Raw genomic sequence first — 19,130 nt, 5'->3', positions numbered from 1 at the left:
AAACATGAAAGGGTTTCAGACGGCCTTTTTGGTCGAAACAAATCATATTTGCCGACTTGATTCGGTAAGCCTTATTGACGCCGAGCTACCGTTCATCACTCAAATTGGCTATGACTGCCGATTTTGCTTTACAATATCCTTCTTTAATTAATTTCGTTTTACCATCCTGATGACAGAACACATTTCCGCTCCCAGTCCATCCCCCGTCGGCGAAGACTACCTGCTGTTAGGTCAATACGCCGAACGCGCCTATCTCGAATACGCCATGAGCGTGGTCAAAGGCCGCGCGCTGCCTGAAGTTTCAGACGGCCAAAAGCCCGTACAACGGCGTATTTTGTTTGCCATGCGCGATATGGGTTTGATGGCGGGCGCGAAGCCGGTGAAGTCGGCGCGCGTGGTCGGCGAGATTTTGGGTAAATACCATCCGCACGGCGACAGTTCCGCCTATGAGGCGATGGTGCGGATGGCGCAGGATTTTACCTTGCGCTATCCCTTAATCGACGGCATCGGCAACTTCGGTTCGCGCGACGGCGACGGGGCGGCGGCGATGCGTTATACCGAAGCGCGGCTGACGCCGATTGCGGAATTGCTGTTATCCGAAATCAATCAGGGGACGGTGGATTTCGTGCCGAACTACGACGGCGCGTTTGACGAACCGTTGCACCTGCCCGCCCGCCTGCCCATGGTGTTGCTCAACGGCGCGTCTGGTATCGCGGTGGGCATGGCGACCGAAATTCCGTCGCACAATTTGAACGAAGTCACGCAGGCGGCGATTGCGCTCTTGAAAAAACCGACGCTGGAAACCGCCGACCTGATGCAATATATTCCCGCGCCCGATTTTGCCGGAGGCGGTCAAATCATCACGCCGGCGGACGAATTGCGCCGGATTTACGAAACCGGCAAAGGCAGCGTGCGCGTGCGTGCGCGTTACGAAATCGAGAAACTGGCGCGCGGGCAATGGCGCGTCATCGTAACCGAGCTGCCGCCGAACGCCAATTCTGCCAAAATCCTTGCCGAAATCGAAGAACAAACCAACCCGAAACCGAAAGCGGGTAAAAAGCAGCTCAACCAAGACCAGCTCAACACCAAAAAGCTGATGTTGGATTTAATCGACCGCGTGCGCGACGAGTCCGATGGCGAACATCCCGTGCGCTTGGTGTTCGAACCAAAATCCAGCCGCATCGATACGGATACCTTCATCAATACGCTGATGGCGCAAACTTCGCTGGAAGGCAATGTGTCCATGAACTTGGTGATGATGGGGCTGGACAACCGACCCGCGCAGAAAAACCTGAAAACGATTTTGCAGGAATGGCTGGATTTCCGCGTCGTAACCGTAACACGCCGTCTGAAATTCCGTTTGAACCAAGTGGAAAAACGGTTGCACATCCTCGAAGGCCGTCTGAAAGTCTTTCTGCACATCGACGAAGTAATTAAAGTTATCCGCGAATCAGACGACCCGAAAGCCGATTTGATGGCGGCGTTCGGGCTGACCGAAATCCAAGCCGAAGACATTTTGGAAATCCGCCTGCGCCAGTTGGCGCGTTTGGAAGGTTTCAAACTCGAAAAAGAATTGAACGAATTGCGCGAAGAACAAGGTCGTCTGAATATCCTTTTGGGCGACGAAAACGAAAAACGCAAGCTGATTATCAAAGAGATGCAGGCGGACATGAAGCAGTTCGGCGACGCGCGCCGCACGCTGGTGGAAGAAGCCGGACGCGCCGTGCTGACGCAAACCACCGCCGACGAACCCATCACGCTGATTCTGTCGGAAAAAGGCTGGATACGCAGCCGTGCCGGACATAATCTCGATTTGAGCCAAACCGCGTTCAAAGAAGGCGACCGCCTCAAACAAACCCTTGAAGGCCGCACCGTCTTACCCGTTGTTATCCTCGATTCATTGGGCAGAACCTACACGCTCGATGCCGCCGAAATTCCAGGCGGACGCGGCGACGGCGTGCCGGTTTCATCCTTAATCGAGTTGCAAAACGGCGCGAAACCCGTCGCCATGCTCACCGGCCAGCCCGAACAGCACTACCTGCTCTCAGGCAGCGGCGGCTACGGCTTTATTACCAAGTTGGCCGATATGGTCGGACGCGTGAAAGCAGGCAAAGTAGTGATGACCGTGGACAGCAGTGAAACCGTCCTGCCTCCGGTTGCCGTCTATGCTTCTTCGCTCATCAATCCCGACTGCAAAATCGTACTGGCCAGCAGCGACCACCGTCTCTTGGCGTTTTCCATCGGCGAACTCAAAGTCATGCCCAAAGGGCGCGGTTTGCAGTTGATGTCGCTGACCGACGGCGCATTTTTGGAACACGTTATGGTAACGACCTCTCCTGAGTTTACCGTTGTATCGGTCGGCCGGCGCGGCGCCGAGCATCAGGAAAAACTGCGGATTGCTGATATTGACGGCAAGCGCGGTAAAAAAGGCAAAGTATTGGAAATATCAGGCCGTCTGAAAAGTTTGTCTTAAGGCAAAAACCAATATATTCAAATAAATTAAATTTACTACGACATTGCATGAAAATAAAAAAGGTTCACTTATGAACAGAGCCAATCTTCAAGAGCTGGGTAATCTGAGGGAGCGGATTCCCGGCGTCATCAACATCGCCCGAATAGCCATCGTCTTGCCGCTTTTGGTTTTGCACGCTTTCGGCAGCTATACGGGCGGCAATTTGATTGGCGTTTCGTTGCCGGCGGTTGAGTTTTATATCTGGATAACGCTGTATTTCTTCCTGATTATGCTCTCCGTACTCCGCCCGGGCTGGCAGTGGCAATCCTTGGATTTGCCCAACGCCAGCGCCGTGGTCGACATCACCATGATCATGGTTTTAGTGTATATCTCCGGCGGTACGGCTTCCGGTTTCGGGATTTTGGTTTTGCCGTTTGTCGCTACGTCGTGTCTGCTCAGTTATGGCCATTACCCCATGCTGTACGCAGGCTATACGGCAATGCTGTTTATTTTGAACCTGTTTTTAGACGGCAGTATGCGTTTCGATTCGTTTAATTGGGACGCAAAATCAGTGGCGAATTCTTTAATGCTGATCGGCGCCAGCTATCTGGTGGCGATGCTGACCTCGTTTGCCGCCCGTTATCTCGAACAGGCCACAGAGTCCGCCAGCCGCCATCAATTGGCCTACCGCCGTATCAGCGGCTTGAACCATTTGGTTTTGAACCGAGTACAGGAAGCGGTGGTGGTGATTGATGCGACCCAGCGCGTGTGGCTGTTTAACAAACAGGCAAAAATCTATTTTCCCAGCCTGATTATCGATCAGCAGGAAATCGTGTTTGGCGAACTGGTGGCCCGCTGGCAGCGCCAACCCGACAAACCTTTTGAAACCGATATCCATATTTTCCAACACGCCATGCACGTTCGAGCCGTACCGCTGATTCAGGAGCAAACCGAGCTGCTGATGCTGTACGTCCGTTCATTGCGTGAAGTGGCTGCGGAAGCCATGTCCACCAAGCTGACTTCGCTCGGACAGTTGACTGCCAACCTTGCCCACGAAATCCGCAACCCGATGTCCGCCATCCGCCATGCCAGCGATTTGTTGCAGGAAGGCGACGAGGCAGATCCGCTCAAGGCCAAGCTCTACAACATCATCGACAGCAATATCCAACGCATCGACAAGATGTTGGAAGACGTATCCCTGATTAACAAACGCGACAACATCAGCCGCCAGCCGATTAATCTGATGAAATTCTGGTTGGAGTTCAAGCAGGAATTTACCTTGAACAATCCCGATGCCATCGGCTGTCTGCGCATGAATATGGACGGCAACAACCTGACCGTATTGGTCGACCCCATGCACTTGCAGCAAGTGATGTGGAACTTGTGCAACAATGCTTGGCGACACAGTCGTCAGGACGAAAATGCCATTACCGTCCTTATCCGTCCAAGCGGCAGGATGCATATTTCCATCGTCGTGGCGGACAACGGCAAAGGCGTGCCGCCGGATGTACGAAACCATCTGTTCGAGCCGTTTTACACCACCGAAAAACAAGGTACCGGCTTGGGGCTTTACGTCGCACGCGAGTTGGCACACGCCAATATGGGACAGCTGCATTATCACCCTGAAATGAACGGGTTTGAATTGATTTTACCGAAGGAGCAAGCGCAGGATGAATAAATTGCAAGAGCCGGTTTTGGTTGTCGATGACGAGGCAGACATCCGCGATCTGATGGAAATGACCCTGATGAAAATGGGTCTGCGCGTCGATACGGCGGCTGGTGTTGAAGAAGCCAAAGACAAGCTGGACAACAACGATTATTCGCTGGTGTTGACCGATATGCGTATGCCCGACGGCTCCGGCCTCGAGGTGGTCCAATACATTGACGAGTTGATGCTCGACACGCCCGTTGCCGTGATTACGGCTTTCGGCAATGCCGACCAAGCCGTTGAAGCCTTGAAAGCAGGGGCGTTTGACTATCTGCAAAAACCGATTACGCTGTCGCAACTGCGTTCATTGGTGAAATCGGCCGTATCGGTTTCAGACAATACCAATGAACCCACGCCGTCTGAAAAAGTCAAATCTCAGCCTGCGCCTGTTTCTGCCGCCCTGTATAAACCCGAACCCCAGCCGGTCAAGCCTGTTGTTACGCCTCCTAAGAGCGTGCAGAGCGAATTTAACCGGCCTTTGACCGTTCCGGAAGGGCTCAATTCCTTAAAAGAGCGGTTTTCAACCGGCAACATCAATCCTGCTTTGCAAGAAGAGCCTATCCTGAAAGGCGACGACGATATGCCGCGCCTGTTGGGTACTTCGCCGCAAATGGTCGAAGTACGCCACCTGATTCGCAGATTGGCCCGCAGCCTTGTTCCCGTTTATATTTCCGGCGAATCCGGTACCGGTAAAGAGCAGGCGGCACGCACGATTCACGAGCTGTCCGACCGCGCCGACAAACCGTTTATTGCCGTCAACTGCGGCGCGATTCCTGAAAACCTGATGGAAAGCGAATTTTTCGGCTACAAAAAAGGCAGCTTTACCGGCGCGGATCAAGACCGTCTCGGCTTTTTCCAACACGCCGACGGCGGCACATTGTTCCTCGACGAAGTTGCTGATTTACCGCTTGCTATGCAGGTCAAACTCCTGCGCGCCATCCAAGAAAAAGCCGTGCGCCGTATCGGCGATGCGCGGGAAACCTTTGTGGACGTACGCATTATTTGTGCAACCCATAAAAACCTCGAAGTCTTGGTTGAAAGCGGCGCATTCCGCCAGGACTTGTATTACCGCCTCAACGTTGTCTCCCTGCACATGCCGCCTTTACGCGAAATGCGCGAAGACTTGGGCGCGCTGATTCTGTATTTGCTGTACAAACACCGCCACGGCAATCAAACCTACAAACTCAGCCCCAAAGCCCAAGAAGCCCTGCTGCATTACAGCTACCCCGGCAACTTCCGCGAGCTGGAGAATATCCTCGAACGCGCCGTTGCACTGACGGTCGGCCAAGTGATACAAGTGGACGACTTGCAGATTCAAAACGCCCCGCAGGCCAAGGCCGATCGCAGCAGCCTCTCCTTTGACGATATTGCCGAACCTGACGCGCGCGAAACCACGCTCAATCACAGCCCCATTCCGCCGTTTGATCCGCGCACCATGCAGATACAGGATTACCTCGACCAAGTGGAACGCAGCATCATCGAGCAGGCCTTGCAGCAAACCCGTTACAACCGTACCCAAGCCGCCAAACTTTTGGGCATCAGCTTCCGCTCCATGCGCTACCGCATGGAACGCTTGGACATCAATTAAAACGTTCAGACGGCCCAAGTTTTCAAGGCCGTCTGAAACATAAGCCTTATGTACAAGATTTATTTTGACGAAACCGCATCTGCCGAACTTCGCAGCCTTGCCGCGCCTTTTGGGTTGACCGTTATCGACAGGCAGCCTGAAGCAGGCAGTTTCCTTATTGCTGACGAAAGCGGTATCAGTTTGTGCCGCGCCGGTGAAAAAGGCCGTGTCCGCGTTGATTTTGATGGCGGTGCCGCCCATTATCGGCGCACAAAAGGCGGCGGCGAGCTGATTGCCAAAGCCGTCAACCACACTGCACAACCGACTGTCTGGGACGCTACCGGCGGACTGGGGCGCGACAGCTTCGTGCTTGCCTCGTTGGGTTTGAATGTACACACTTTTGAACAAAATCCTGCGGTTGCCTGTCTACTTTCAGACGGCCTCAATAGGGCGGGGCAAAGTGAAGAAACGCGGGAGATTACCCGGCGAATTACTTTGCACTTTGGCAATGCCGTTGATTTGATGAAGGAATTATCTGCGCAAAACGGCAGGCCCGATGTGGTGTACCTCGACCCGATGTACCCGGAACGCCGCAAAACCGCCGCCGTGAAAAAAGAAATGGCCTATTTCCACGACTTGGTCGGCGCGGCACAAGACGAAGCTGAGTTATTGGATACTGCATTGAATACCGCCAAAAAACGCATTGTCGTCAAACGCCCGCGCTTGGGAGAGTTTCTCGACGGGCGCAAACCTGCTTATCAATACACAGGCAAAAGCACGCGTTTTGACGTTTACCTTCCGACAAGGCCGTCTGAAGACTAGAAGCAAACTTGCAACATATCAAAAGAAGCCGCCGACGTTATCAGCGCGGCGGCAAAGTGTGCTATAAATACCTTTTCCCAAACTTCATTGGAGCAAACTATCATGGAATTAGTATTCATCCGTCACGGACAAAGCGAATGGAACGCGAAAAACCTTTTCACCGGCTGGCGCGACGTCAAGCTGAGCGAACAAGGTTTGGCAGAAGCCGCCGCAGCAGGTAAAAAGCTGAAAGAAAAAGGCTATGAATTCGACATCGCCTTTACTTCCGTTCTGACCCGCGCCATCAAAACCTGTAACATCGTTTTGGAAGAATCCGACCAACTGTTTGTTCCACAAATCAAATCATGGCGTTTGAACGAGCGCCACTACGGCCAGCTGCAAGGCTTGGATAAAAAACAAACCGCAGAAAAATACGGCGACGAGCAAGTCCACATTTGGCGCCGCAGCTACGACACCCTGCCTCCGCTGCTTGATCCTAAAGACCCGCATTCCGCCCACAACGACCGCCGCTATGCCAACCTGCCTAGCGATGTTATTCCCGATGGCGAAAACCTCAAAGTTACCCTCGAGCGCGTCCTGCCTTTCTGGGAAGACCAAATCGCTCCGGCCATCCTGAGCGGCAAACGTGTTTTGGTTGCGGCACACGGCAACTCCCTGCGCGCGTTGGCCAAACACATCGAAGGCATTTCCGACGAAGACATCATGGGCTTGGAAATCCCGACCGGCCAGCCGCTGGTGTACAAATTGGACGAAAACCTGAAAGTGGTTGAGAAATTCTACCTGTAAGGTAAAGGGAAAAAGGACGTGGCGAACACGTCCTTTTTTGTATTTGTCTGTTTGAGGCCGTCTGAAAGCAATTGATGGCAGGGCGAAATGAAAAAAGGACGCGTAAAGCGTCCTTGATGGAGATTAAACCCTGTATTACTGGTTTTTCTCGATGACTTCTTTGAGGTGGGGCATAGGGCTGTAACCGCTTTGGCTGCGGCCGTTAGGGAAGACCAGGGTCGGCGTGCCGTTGAAGCCGAATTGTTCGCCCAATGAAGTGGTTTCCGCAACAGGGTTTTCGCAGTTTGCTTTGCCGCTTGGGAGTTTGCCTTTGCGCATCCAGTCGGTCCATGCCTGGGTCGGATTAGGTTGGCACCACAACAGCTCGGCTTTGCGCGCAGCATCAGGGTGCAGGCTCGGAATCGGCATCATGAAGGTATAAATCGTGATGTCGGTCATTTTTTCAAATTCATGCTCCAAGCGTTTGCAGAACGGGCAGTCCGGATCGGAGAAAACGGCGACTTTCAGTTTGCCGTTGCCGCGCACTTCTTTGATGGCTTTGTCCAAAGGCAGGGAAGCGAAGTCGATTTTGTTCAAATCGGCGGCGCGTTCTTCAGTCAGGCTTTGGCGCGTGTTGACGTTGATGAGGTCGCCGACGAGCATATAGTCGCCTTTGGCATCGGTATAGATGATTTGTTTGCCGCTGACGACAACTTCGTAAATGCCTTTAATCGGTGTTTCACTGACGCTCAAAACTTTCAAATCTTGGGCGGCATAGACTTTTTCCAGACGCGCTTTCAAAGAAGCGGCAACGGATTTGTCGGCAGGCGCTTCCGCTTTGGCAGCCGGCGCAGGCGCGGCGTTGGCGTTGGATACGGCAGGTTGACCGCATGCCAACAAAGGAAGGACGGCAAACGGTGTTAAGATTTTGATTAACTTGGTTTTCATGCGAGAGACTTGCGTGTGTTAAAAGTAAGGCATTGTATCAAACCTCTGTCATGTCTGCATTGTGCTCAGGCTCAAATTATCGTCTGAAAATAGCTTTCGGCTGTTAAAATACGAAAAAATGATTTGATTGTTTGTATGATTTACCACCGCATCGCTGTGAACGTGCCGCTTTCAGACGGCCTTTTGACTTATTCCCATTCCGAGCCGCTTCCTCCGGGAACGCGGGTGCTCGTGCCTTTCCGCAATAAAACCGTTGTCGGGATTGTGTGGGAAACGGATATTGCGCCCGATATGGATACGGCGCGGATTTTGAGCGTTCAGACGGCCTTTGTGGAAGAAAAGCCGTTGCCTCAAAGCTGGCGTGATTTGTTGGCGTTTACGTCGCGTTATTACCACTATCCGACGGGGCAGGCTGTATTTGCTGCATTGCCGCAGGGTTTGAAGGAAACGCGCGCGGTGGAAATGCCGCAGCCGCCGTTGTTTTATGCTTTGAACGAAGTGGGCAGGGTGCAAACGCCGCCGCCGGCTCGGTTCAACAAAAAAGTGGCTTTGTGGGACGCGCTGCTGTCGGGCGGAATGACGATGGCGGCGTTGAAGCAGGTGAACGCGCAGGCGGCGAAATTAATTGAAGATTGGGCGGAACAGGGCTGGATTGAAACGACGGAAGCGGCAAAGTCTATATTGAGGCCGTACCACGGGCAGGCTTCGCACTCTAAATTTGTGTTGAATGCCGACCAACAGAAGGCTTCCGATGAAATTCAGACGGCCTTTGGCAAATTTCAGCCGTTTCTGCTGTACGGTATTACCGGCAGCGGCAAGACCGAGGTGTATTTCGATGCGATGGCGAAAGTGTTGGCGCAGGGGCGGCAGGTGTTGTTTCTGTTGCCTGAAATCAACCTCACGCCGCAGCTTTTGAAGCGGGTGGAAAACCGTTTTGCCGATGTGCCGACCGCCGTGTTGCACAGCCAGATGGCGGCAGGCAGGCGCACGCAGGATTATCTGCGCGCCATGTTGGGGCAGGCGAAGCTGGTCATCGGTACGCGGCTGGCGGTGTTCACGCCGATGGATGATGTCGGGCTGATTGTGGTCGATGAGGAACACGACGGCTCGTTCAAACAAGACAACGAATTGCGCTACCACGCCCGCGATTTGGCGGTGTGGCGGGCGAAGCAGAGCGGCTGCCCCGTCGTGTTGGGCAGCGCCACGCCCAGCTTGGAGAGCTGGCACAAAGCGCAAAGCGGCGCGTACCGCCTGCTGCAACTGACCGAACGCGCCCATACCGCCGCGCAACTGCCGCAAGTGGAAATACTTAATGTAGGCCGTCTGAAACTCGACAACGGCTTCTCGCCGCAAGCCTTGCAGCTTTTGAAACAGAATTTTGAAGCGGGCGGCATGTCGCTGGTGTACCTCAACCGGCGCGGCTTCGCACCCGCGCTGTTTTGCGGCGACTGCGGCCATACCTTCGGCTGCCCGAACTGCTCCGCCAAAATGGTGCTGCACCAACGCGCCCGCCAACTGCGCTGCCACCACTGCGACCACCGCGAACCCATCCCGTTCAAATGCCCCGACTGCGGCAACCAAGACCTGACCGCTGTCGGTCACGGCACGCAGCGCGTCGAAGAAACCCTGCGCGCCTTCCTGCCCAAGGCCGCCGTCGTCCGCGTCGACAGGGACAGCACGGCGCACAAAAACGACTGGGCGGATTTGTACCGCCGCATCGCCGACAACGAAATCGACATTCTGGTCGGTACGCAGATGCTCGCCAAAGGCCATGATTTCGCGCGGCTCAACCTCGTTATCGTGTTGAATGCTGACGGCAGTCTGTACAGCGCGGACTTTCGCGCGCCGGAAAGGCTGTTCGCCGAGCTGATGCAAGTGTCCGGCAGGGCGGGGCGCGCCGACAAACCCGGCAAGGTGTTGATACAGACCCAACTGCCCGAACATCCCGTTTTCGCCGCCGTCAAAGCGCAGGACTACGCCGTGTTTGCCGAAAACGAATTGAATGAGCGGCAAATGTTTGCCATGCCGCCCCTCGGTTTTCAGACGGCCATCCGCGCCGACGCGCCGCGCGTTGCCGATGCGATGGAATTTCTCAACGCCGCCAAAGAAACCCTCGCCCCGCTTTTACCCGAAAGCGTCTCCCAGTTCGGCGCCGCCCCCATGCTGATGGTGCGCCTTGCCGAACGCGAACGTGCGCAAATTTTCCTCGAATCGACATCCCGACAAGATTTGCACCGCGCCGTGAGTTTGTGGGTGCAGGTGTTGCAGCAAAACCGCGACGGCAAAATCCGATGGTCGGTGGATGTGGATGTGCAAGAGGCTTGATTGGAATAATGCAATCAATATAAATATAAAAGGCCGTCTGAAAATCTGTTTTTCAGACGGCCTTAAGTTTTGAAATCAGTTTAGAAGAATTTTGCAGCGATATAGCCGAGAGCAAGCAGGCTCAAAACGGCGAATACGATGGCCATTGTAAGCAGAAACTGTGTTTTCTTCCTCGCTGCAAGTGCTGCCAGCTCAGGATTTTGACCTAACTCTTCGCGTAGTTGGGATTCTAATTCGGCGCGGATTTTTTTGCGCAGTTTTTTCTCTTCCTGCTCGCGTTCATATTTGAGCTTGTGGGCAATTTCGGTTTGTTTTTTATGCTCGAAAGAGATTTTTTCCTGCCATTCAATGCGCTTGCGCTGAATGGCCAGCTCATTTTTTTCTGTCAAATCAAAGTGGCAGGTCTTACATTCCTGTGCATCGAGTTCGTCAATAATCGTCATGCAGACGGGGCATTGGATAGGGTCGGGGATATTGACTGCCGATACGGGTTCTTCTTCGAGCGCCTCTAATTCCATGGCCTGACGGACAATGACGTCCAAACCCAAATAGCTGAAGTAATGCTGCGCATTTTCGCGCTCGTCTTGCGTGCATTTTTCGGCCACAATGGCTTGCGGACGTTCTGCCAAGGCTTGAATCAGGCTCTCGGCTTCGTTTTCGGGCAGGTTGTCATACAGGCAGGCATGGATGCGCTCCTTATCCGTGTTCGGCGGATAAGAAACATATACGTCGAAAAATTTTTCTTGTTTGCTCATTGATATCCCATGAATATTTCGACTGCGTCAACCAAATGGGTTGGGCCTGAGGTTTTGTTATTGTGTTTGAGCTATTTTGGCTTGCGATGCAGGCAAAAACAGAGGCCGCAGTCTGAGGCAGACCGAATAGGGGGTGCCTTCGTGTCGTTAATCGGCTGGACAATGATTTTTTATTTATATGGCAATATGCATGTCCAATGTTATGTCTATTGTAGAGTAAATATTCACGCCCGATATTATTATTATAAGATAAATCCAATATTGTTTAAAATAAATTCACACAAAAGGCCGTCTGAAGATACAGACGGCCTGTGTTTTTCATGAAGAAACGGATTGTTTATACGGAGAAGGACGAGCCGCAACCGCAAGTCGTTTCGGCATTCGGATTGCGGATGACGAATTGAGAACCTTGCAGGCTTTCGGTGTAGTCGATTTCCGCACCAACCAGATATTGGTAGCTCATCGGGTCAACCAAGAACGTCAGGCCGTTTTTTTGGATTTCGAAATCGTCGTCGTTTTTGATTTCGTCAAAGGTAAAACCGTATTGGAAGCCGGAACAGCCGCCGCCGTTGACGAATACGCGCAATTTCAGGTCGGGATTGTTCTCTTCGGCAATCAGGTCGGCAACTTTGGTGCAGCAGCTGTCAGTAAAGATAATAGGGCTTTCGTCTGACATGATGTGATTCCTTTTATATGAATATTTTTACTATTGTCGCGCAAACCGTTGGCCAAAGCAAGTTTGTGCAGACAGGTCTGCCAGCTTACATGGAGGGTATGGCAGAAATTTCAAGCACCAGTATGTCAGATTTAGATGCTTCTGCCAAACCATTCGACTCGGCCGATGATGGCAACGTCGTCGGTCGGGTTTTTCAAGTCGATTTCAAAAGTAGGGTAGGCTTCGTTGGCGGAAATGACGTTGACGATGCCGCCGGGTATCAGTTGCAGGCGTTTGACCAGAAGGTTTTCGTTGAGGCGCAAAACATAGAGGCCGTCGCGCGGCGTGGTTTGGCCGTGGTTGATGAGGATGGTGTCGCCATCATTCAGCACGCCTTCCATCGAGTCGCCTTTGACTGAGATAACGGAAAGGTTTTTGATGTCGCGCGTTACATAATTTTCTATCCAATAGCGTCGGAACGCCATGGCGAACATGGGCTGTTCGTCGCCGACGAGCTGGCCGTGTCCGGCCGCTGCTTGGATGTCATAACGCGGTACGAAGACAAATTCGTCTATATCGACAGGGTTGCCCAGTGTGTCGGTGGCCGTGGCTTTTGGGGCTTCGGAATCGGGGAAGGGGGAACCTTCGCCGGTCAACAGCCAGTCTATGCTGCAGCCTTTAAGTTGTTTGATTTTTTTTAGCGTTTCTGATTTCGGCAGGCCGCCTTCGTTCCAGATACGGCTGAATCCGGCGATGGTCATATCGATGTCGGCGGCGATTTTGGCTTGGCGGGCTTCATCTTTCCATAAGAAAGCCAGGCGGTCTTTAAAGGTATCCATGTTTATGCCTTTATGGAGGTATGTTTTTTATATGGTTTGGACGATTTGAGTGTATTTTACCTTAGTTTTTATAAAATTGTAAGAAAAAAATTACTTAATCTAAGAAAAAGTATTGCATATTTTATTTTTTCTTAGTATTATTCGTTTTGTCTTAGATAAATCGATATTTCTAATTTTCTATTCGATTTTTCTTAGTTTAGTTTTATTTGGTTTAGTTTTTCTGACTTAAACCTGCTATATGATTATGATGAGAGGTGTGAAATGACTCGTTCGCGTAAAAATATTTTTTGGGTACTGCTGGCGTTGGTGCTGGGTTTTTTTGCCCTGCCTTTCGGGTCTTCGGAAGCGCATGAAGCGGACGGTAATTTGACGGCTTCGGAATGCGAACGCTTGGGCAGTTTGAGTCTGGATCAGATGGACGGCAGGCTGCTTGCCTTCGCCAAAGAATGCGATATGGTGGAGGCTACCCACGATTGGGAGCAACAGTACGGTAACTTGAATGAAGAAGAAATGCTTGCCGGCGTGGTGTATGAGTGATGTTTGCGTATGAATTAATGAAGGCCGTCTGAAAACCATTGTTTCAGACGGCCTTGTGTTTTTAATAAGGATGACGTTAAGGCATCAACGGCGCATTGGTCAGGCCGGTGGTTTCGGGCAGGCCGAACATGATGTTCATATTCTGCACGGCTTGACCGGCTGCGCCTTTAACCAAGTTGTCGATGACGGAAAGCACAATCCACACATTGTCTTGATCAGGCGCTTTTTGAACGCTGATACGGCAAAGGTTGGCGCCGCGCACGCTGCGGGTTTCGGGTGTCGAACCTGAAGGCAGGATATCGACAAAAGGGCTGCCGCGGTAGTATTCGCGCAGCAAGGCTTCAGGATTGGTATGTTCTTGCAGGTGCAGATACAGGGTGGCGTGCATACCGCGTATCATCGGAACAAGGTGTGGCACGAAAATCAGGCCGTCTGAAACCTGGTCTTGCAGTCCGGACAGGGTTTGTCGGATTTCAGGCAGATGACGGTGGCCACCGACGCCGTAGGCTTTGAAGTTGTCGCCTGCTTCGCACAATAGGGCGTGAGTACTGGCTTTGCGGCCTGCACCGGAAACACCTGATTTACAGTCGGCAATCAGCGGCGCGTTGGCTTTCAGACGGCCAGCCTGAAGCAGCGGCAATAAGGGCAGGGAAACGCAGGTGGGGTAGCAGCCCGGATTGGCCACCAGCATGGCTTTGGCGATGTCGTCTTTGTGAAGTTCGCACAAACCGTACACTGCTTGGGAAACGAGTTGCGGCGCGGCATGGGTCATTTTGTACCATTGTTCCCATGTGGGGATGTCGCGGATGCGGAAGTCGGCAGACAGGTCAATCACGCGTACGCCTTTTTCGACAAGGGCCGGTGCTTCTTTCATGGCCACGCCGTTGGGTGTGGCGAAGAATACGAGGTCGCAGCGGTCAAGCCCGGCCTCTTCGGGCGTTTGGAATGCAAGGTTGTAAATGCCGCGCAGGCTGGGGAAGTAGTCCGCTACTTCAATACCGGCTTCGCTTCGGCTGGTAACGGCGGTGACTTCTGCGTTGGGGTGGCTGCTGAGCAGGCGCAACAATTCAACGCCTGTGTATCCGGTTGCACCGACAATACCGATTTTAATTTTTGTGGTCATGGTGTGGCTCCTTTGTAGGGATGACGATGCGTTTGATTATATAGTAATTGATTGCCGTCGGTCAGAGGTGCTTGTGCCAAGCTTTGCAAGGGACGGTTAAACAGGCCGTCTGAAATATGGAATGAATAATATTCGAGAGCGGGTTTCAGACGGCCTGGGCGTTTGGAAAACGCAGTTTGCGGTTTGATTTGTGGTGGGTGTTTCGTCTTTATCCTATCCGTACGAACACAAAATAAAAATGTAAAAAAATGCCCCCGGGTTGGAGGACCGGAGGCAAGTATCCAAGGAGTAGCTCTCATCAATAAGAACTAGTTACTTAGTACTATATCCCTTGTTAGGATGGAAAGCAAGCGTTTTGCACATTTTAACGTTTAAATAATTTTTTCATTCAAATTCAGCGAACTATCAAACAGGGTTTGAATCTTGGGTTGGTGGCTGATGCCGATGACCAAAGTGTCGGACAAATGTTGTTTGAGGGTCTGCATCAACATCAGGGCGGATTCGTCATCAAGCTGGTTGGTGGCTTCGTCGAGGAACAGGATTTGCGGTTTGTGCAGCAGTGCGCGTGCGAGGCTGAGGCGTTGCTGTTCGCCGCCGGAGAGGATGCCGTGCCATTCGTATGGGGTATCCAAATCGTTGATCAACGTGTGCAGCCTACCCGTGGGGCTGTTTAGGCCGACTTGTTCCAAAACGGTTTGAATCAAATGGTCGTCTTGGCAGGCTGAGTAAGGGTAGCTGACGGTTTGGCGCAGGGTATCGGTAGGCAGGTAAGGGCGTTGCGGGAAAAACAGGCGGCTGCCTTCGAGTGAAAAACTGCCTTGATAATACGGCCATAAACCGGCCAGCACGCGCAACAGCGTGGATTTGCCGATGCCGCTTTTGCCTTCGAGCAATAGCCATTCTGGGGCATGGGCTTCAAGGTTGATGCCGGAGAGCAGGGGAGTGCCGGTTTGGGTGTGGACGGTAAGGTTGTGCAGGACTGCCTTGCCGCGATGTTGCGGCAAATCTGCTTGGTGTGGCTGAAGGACGGGGCTTTTTTGTTCTGCTTGTTCTAAGGCCGTCTGAAAACCGGAAAGCCGCTCGATGACTGCCGCCCATTCAATCAGGCGACGGTAGGAGTCGGTAAACCAGCCGAAGCTGTCTTGGACGCGGGCAAACGATGTGCGCGTCTGCATCATGTCGCCGAAGGTCATGGTTTTGGCGAGGTACATGGGCAGGGTGGCGAGGATGGGGATGAAGATACTGATGCGGACATAGGTTGCCCAGAAGGTTTCTTGGCGGAATTCGCAGTTGGTCAGTCGCCGCCAGTTGTCGCGGATGCGGAGGTAACGTTGTTTCAGACGGCCTGTTTCCGCTTCGCCGCCGTTGTAGAAGGCGATTTGTTCGGCATGGTCGCGCACGCGCAGGAGGGCGGCGCGGTAGTCGGCTTCACGGTGCTGGCGGTCGATATTGAGGTTTTTCAGTTTGCGGCCGACAAGGTGGGCGATGACAGTGCTGAAGATGGAATAAATCAGGGCAACCCAGACGAGGTAGCCGTGTATGGTGATGCTGTATCCGCCGATGTTGAAGGTCTGCACGCCGGAGAGCGTCCACAGTACGGCGACGAACGCGCTGAATTTGGCAACGTTGTTGATGAAGGAGCGAAAGAGGCTGATGCTTTTGTCGGCGAGGAGGTAGATGTCTTCGGCGATACGCTGGTCGGGGTTGTCCGGTTCGCCTGTCAGGCGCAGGCGGTAGTGTTTGTGGCCTTCGAGCCAGTTTGTTTGGAATTGCTCGGTCAGGTGGGTGCGCCAGCGGAAGATGAGGCGTTTTTGCAACCAGTCGCCGCAAACGATGCAGCCGATGATCATCGCCATGTAGCCGAGGTATTCGACGATGAGCGCGGGCATGGACGCGCCGTCAAATGCGGCCAGCGCGTCGTAGAAACGTTTGTCCCACGCGGCGATCCAAACGCTGATGGTGATGGAGCAAAGGGTGAAGCCGATGAGGACGGCGAGCATCAGCCATTGGAGGCGGCCGTGCGCCCCCGACCAGAAAGGACGGGCGAGGTAAAAGAATTTTTTGAGTGTTTTCATAATGCTTGCGAATGCGTGCGAATGGCCGTCTGAAAGTGAAATTGTACTTTCAGACGGCCTTTTTATCAGCAATAGTTGGTTTATGCTTTTAAAAAATGAGCGGTCAACCCGTGCTTGCTATGCTGCTATTTACATCTTCCACTTCAGGCTGAACACGGCGTTGCGCGGTTCGCCGTAGAAGTTGTCGCTGTTGGCAGCTCGGTTGTATTGGTTTTCGTAGTAGCGTTTGTCGGTCAGGTTGTTGACCGCCAGCCCCAGTTGCAGGTTTTTGCTCGGGCGGTATTGGACGTTGGTATTCCAAATGGTGTAGCCACCTTGCTTGATGGAGCCGTAGGAATTGGCGGTTTTGCTGCTGCTCTTCAAGCCAAGACCGACTGTCCATTTGCCGTTATCTACCGGCAGGACATAGCTGGTGTAGAGGCGGAACATATGCTTCGGCGTATGGCTGCTGAAGTTGTAGCCTTTTAGGCGCGATTCAACATTGTTACCGACGCTGTTGCGGTTGGTGCTGCGGTTGAAGGTGTAGCCTGCGTAAACTTGCCAACGGTCGGTCAGACTGCCGGAGATTTCGGCGTCCAAGCCGCGGCTGCTTTGATTGAGCGGTTCCCAATAGGGATGTGGTTTGGCATTGACGCGTTGGTTGTTGTTGTCTTTGTCGGTGCGGTAGAGGGCGACGGAAGTATTCAGACGGCCTTCGTTCCATTCGCCTTTCCAGCCGATTTCGTAGTTGCGACCCATAATCGGCGGCAGCAGGTTGTCGTTGTAGTCGCGGTTCATCGTTTGTTTGAAGATGGACGTATAGGCGGCGTAAATACTTTGTTTGGGCGTGATGTCGTAAGTGATGCCGGCATAAGGAACGAAGCGGTTGCGTTTGAGCGAGTCTGATGAACCTGCTGCCCCGTCTTTGAGGTCGCGATCCCAATAGTAGTCGCGTTTCCAGCTGGTATAGCGTCCGCCTGCGATGATGTGCAGTTTGTCGGTGGGATTGATGCGCGCGCCCAAACCGAAGGCATGGGTAGTATAACGGCCGTCGCCGCCACGGGCTTTGGCTGTGGCAGAATCCCAATCGGGTTTGGCTTTTTCGCTGCCGTTGAAGGCATCTGCGTCATAGGTGCTGCTGTCGTTGAGCCAGCGGTTGCTTGAGTTCACGTTCTCTTTGGAGTAGCTGTGCATGAAGAAGAGGTCGTGATTTTGGCCGAAAGCGAAGATGCGGCCGGTCAGGTTGTTTTGGAAAGTGAACTGGCGGTTGCCTGCATCGTAACGGTCGAAGCTGTATGTGCTTCCCAGGCCGTCTGTACCGATGCCGTTACCCGTGCCACCCAGCGTGTAATATTCTTTTGAACTGGTGTTCTTGCGCCAGTCCAGTTTGCTGCTCAGTTTCCAGTTGTCGTTGAAATAATGTTCAAACTCGGCAAAAAGATTGTATTTTTTCAGGCGGGCTTCGTTCCAATCCGCACCCAAATAGCGGCTGCGTTTCCACTCTTTGCCGTCTGCACGCATCGGCAGGCCGTCCGGATCGGGCGTTTCGGTTTGGTTGAGGTAGCTTGCGCCCCAAGTAAGTTTGCTGTTGTCGCCGATGTCTTTGTCCATCACGCCATACAGAAGGACGTCGCGGCCGCCGGATTGGTCTTTGAAGGTTTTGTTGCTGCCTACCGAGCCGACAAAGCGTCCGCGCAGGCCGTGTTCTTGGCTTAAGGTACCGGATGCATCAAAGACGCTGTTTACTTTGCCCCATGAGTTTGCCATCAAATCGGCGGAAAGTTGGCGTTTTGCAGTCGGTTTTTTACGGACGGCGTTTACCGTGCCGCCGGGTTCATTGTTTGCCTGTGTCAAACCTGCCGCACCGCGCACCACTTCAATGTGGTCGTACATTGCCATGTCGGTTGCACTGGTCGGGTCGCCGGCCGGGCCGCCCAAGCCGAATCCACCGGGAGAGCCGAGTTGTGTGGCAATGCCGTCCTCTTCAAACTGTTCGATAAAATAGCCGCGCGACATGAAATGCGTACGTCCGCCGCTTTTGAAAACATTGATGCCCGTAGCGTTTTGCAATGCACCTTCTAAGTCGGTGATGCCTTGGTCTTCAATTTGTTTTTTGGTAATGACGCTGACGGATTGGGGAATTTCCCGAGGAGAGAGCACTAATCCTGTAGTCGAACGCATCGCGGATACGGTGTAGCTGTTTTGACTTTCAGTGCGCAGGCTTTTGTTTTTGCCGACAACGGTAACTTGTTCCACTTCAGCCTGCCGTACCTCTTCGGCAGCTTGTGCGGCTTGGGGCAATGCGGCAAGGCAGAGGGCAAGTGTGCTCAGTTTGAATAGTTTCTCAGAATGGTGCATTGGGAGGGGTCCTTGATAAAGAAAGGTCTGTTTGTTTTTAAATATTGGCGGCAATATCCGTTTAAATTGAGCCGTCGTTTTTTATAAGCCGTTTTATTTTAAAAATAAATATAAGTCCCCGAATCATTTTATTTGATTCAATTTCGATATTGCCAAACCATCGGATCAAAAAAAGGTTGCCGCCGGAAAGAGAGCCGTTGGCAACGAATGGAGGTGGTAATG

The 19,130-nt window shown here is 52.8% G+C and carries 14 protein-coding genes; 7 read left to right on the top strand and 7 right to left on the bottom strand.

The genetic code is table 11. From position 1 onward, the window contains the following. Positions 1-169: 169 nt before the first annotated feature. The 5 genes from parC to BBP27_RS07130 all read left to right on the top strand — a co-directional run bounded on the left by parC (position 170) and on the right by BBP27_RS07130 (position 7,335). The gene (gene parC, locus BBP27_RS07150; protein WP_188212048.1) at positions 170-2,473 is read left to right on the top strand and encodes a DNA topoisomerase IV subunit A; all 2,304 of its coding nucleotides are present in this window, start codon (positions 170-172) and stop codon (positions 2,471-2,473) included. Between the two features lie 70 nt (positions 2,474-2,543). After that, positions 2,544-4,130, top strand: a complete 1,587-nt coding sequence (locus BBP27_RS07145) for a two-component system sensor histidine kinase NtrB (RefSeq protein WP_036493354.1) — start codon at positions 2,544-2,546, stop codon at positions 4,128-4,130. After that, positions 4,123-5,748 (top strand): sigma-54-dependent transcriptional regulator, encoded by a 1,626-nt coding sequence (locus BBP27_RS07140; RefSeq protein ID WP_188212047.1) that lies wholly within the window; start codon positions 4,123-4,125, stop codon positions 5,746-5,748. The genes BBP27_RS07145 and BBP27_RS07140 overlap by 8 nt, the downstream gene beginning before the upstream one ends. Positions 5,749-5,796: 48 nt before the next feature. Further along, the gene (locus tag BBP27_RS07135) at positions 5,797-6,549 is read left to right on the top strand and encodes a class I SAM-dependent methyltransferase (RefSeq protein WP_188212046.1); all 753 of its coding nucleotides are present in this window, start codon (positions 5,797-5,799) and stop codon (positions 6,547-6,549) included. A gap of 102 nt (positions 6,550-6,651) precedes the next feature. After that, on the top strand, positions 6,652-7,335 hold the full coding sequence (locus BBP27_RS07130) for a 2,3-diphosphoglycerate-dependent phosphoglycerate mutase (protein WP_036493345.1): 684 nt from the start codon (positions 6,652-6,654) through the stop codon (positions 7,333-7,335). 135 nt (positions 7,336-7,470) lie between these two features. On the opposite strand, the gene BBP27_RS07125 is transcribed toward BBP27_RS07130, so the two are convergent. Beyond that, positions 7,471-8,262, bottom strand: coding sequence for a DsbC family protein (locus tag BBP27_RS07125; RefSeq protein WP_003748365.1), 792 nt, complete (start codon positions 8,260-8,262; stop codon positions 7,471-7,473). 135 nt (positions 8,263-8,397) lie between these two features. On the opposite strand from BBP27_RS07125, the gene BBP27_RS07120 reads away from it, so the two are divergent. Continuing rightward, on the top strand, positions 8,398-10,587 hold the full coding sequence (locus BBP27_RS07120) for a primosomal protein N' (RefSeq protein ID WP_188212045.1): 2,190 nt from the start codon (positions 8,398-8,400) through the stop codon (positions 10,585-10,587). 80 nt (positions 10,588-10,667) lie between these two features. Here BBP27_RS07120 and BBP27_RS07115 read toward each other — a convergent pair whose 3' ends face one another. The 3 genes from BBP27_RS07115 to BBP27_RS07105 form a co-directional block, all read right to left on the bottom strand. Further along, on the bottom strand, positions 10,668-11,342 hold the full coding sequence (locus tag BBP27_RS07115; RefSeq protein WP_070823750.1) for a hypothetical protein: 675 nt from the start codon (positions 11,340-11,342) through the stop codon (positions 10,668-10,670). A 337-nt stretch (positions 11,343-11,679) separates the two neighbouring features. Beyond that, positions 11,680-12,018, bottom strand: a complete 339-nt coding sequence (erpA, locus tag BBP27_RS07110) for an iron-sulfur cluster insertion protein ErpA (RefSeq protein WP_003680162.1) — start codon at positions 12,016-12,018, stop codon at positions 11,680-11,682. A gap of 131 nt (positions 12,019-12,149) precedes the next feature. Beyond that, positions 12,150-12,836: a S24 family peptidase gene (locus BBP27_RS07105; protein ID WP_003680158.1), complete on the bottom strand. Its 687-nt coding sequence runs from the start codon at positions 12,834-12,836 to the stop codon at positions 12,150-12,152. 261 nt (positions 12,837-13,097) lie between these two features. Here BBP27_RS07105 and BBP27_RS07100 point away from each other — a divergent pair, with 261 nt between their 5' ends. Then, entirely contained in the window at positions 13,098-13,373 is a 276-nt protein-coding gene (locus BBP27_RS07100) for a hypothetical protein (protein ID WP_003748371.1), read from the top strand. A 76-nt stretch (positions 13,374-13,449) separates the two neighbouring features. Here BBP27_RS07100 and argC read toward each other — a convergent pair whose 3' ends face one another. The 3 genes from argC to BBP27_RS07085 form a co-directional block, all read right to left on the bottom strand. Next, positions 13,450-14,496 (bottom strand): N-acetyl-gamma-glutamyl-phosphate reductase, encoded by a 1,047-nt coding sequence (gene argC, locus BBP27_RS07095; RefSeq protein WP_188212044.1) that lies wholly within the window; start codon positions 14,494-14,496, stop codon positions 13,450-13,452. 371 nt (positions 14,497-14,867) lie between these two features. Continuing rightward, positions 14,868-16,571, bottom strand: a complete 1,704-nt coding sequence (locus tag BBP27_RS07090) for an ABC transporter ATP-binding protein/permease (RefSeq protein WP_188212043.1) — start codon at positions 16,569-16,571, stop codon at positions 14,868-14,870. A gap of 129 nt (positions 16,572-16,700) precedes the next feature. After that, positions 16,701-18,908, bottom strand: a complete 2,208-nt coding sequence (locus BBP27_RS07085; protein WP_188212042.1) for a TonB-dependent siderophore receptor — start codon at positions 18,906-18,908, stop codon at positions 16,701-16,703. Positions 18,909-19,130 lie beyond the last annotated feature (222 nt).

It is taken from the genome of Neisseria sp. RH3002v2g (assembly GCF_014596425.2).
Classification (GTDB): Bacteria; Pseudomonadota; Gammaproteobacteria; order Burkholderiales; family Neisseriaceae; genus Neisseria.
The sequence above is the reverse complement of the archived record's forward strand: the minus strand, read 5'-3'. Positions and strand labels throughout refer to the sequence as shown.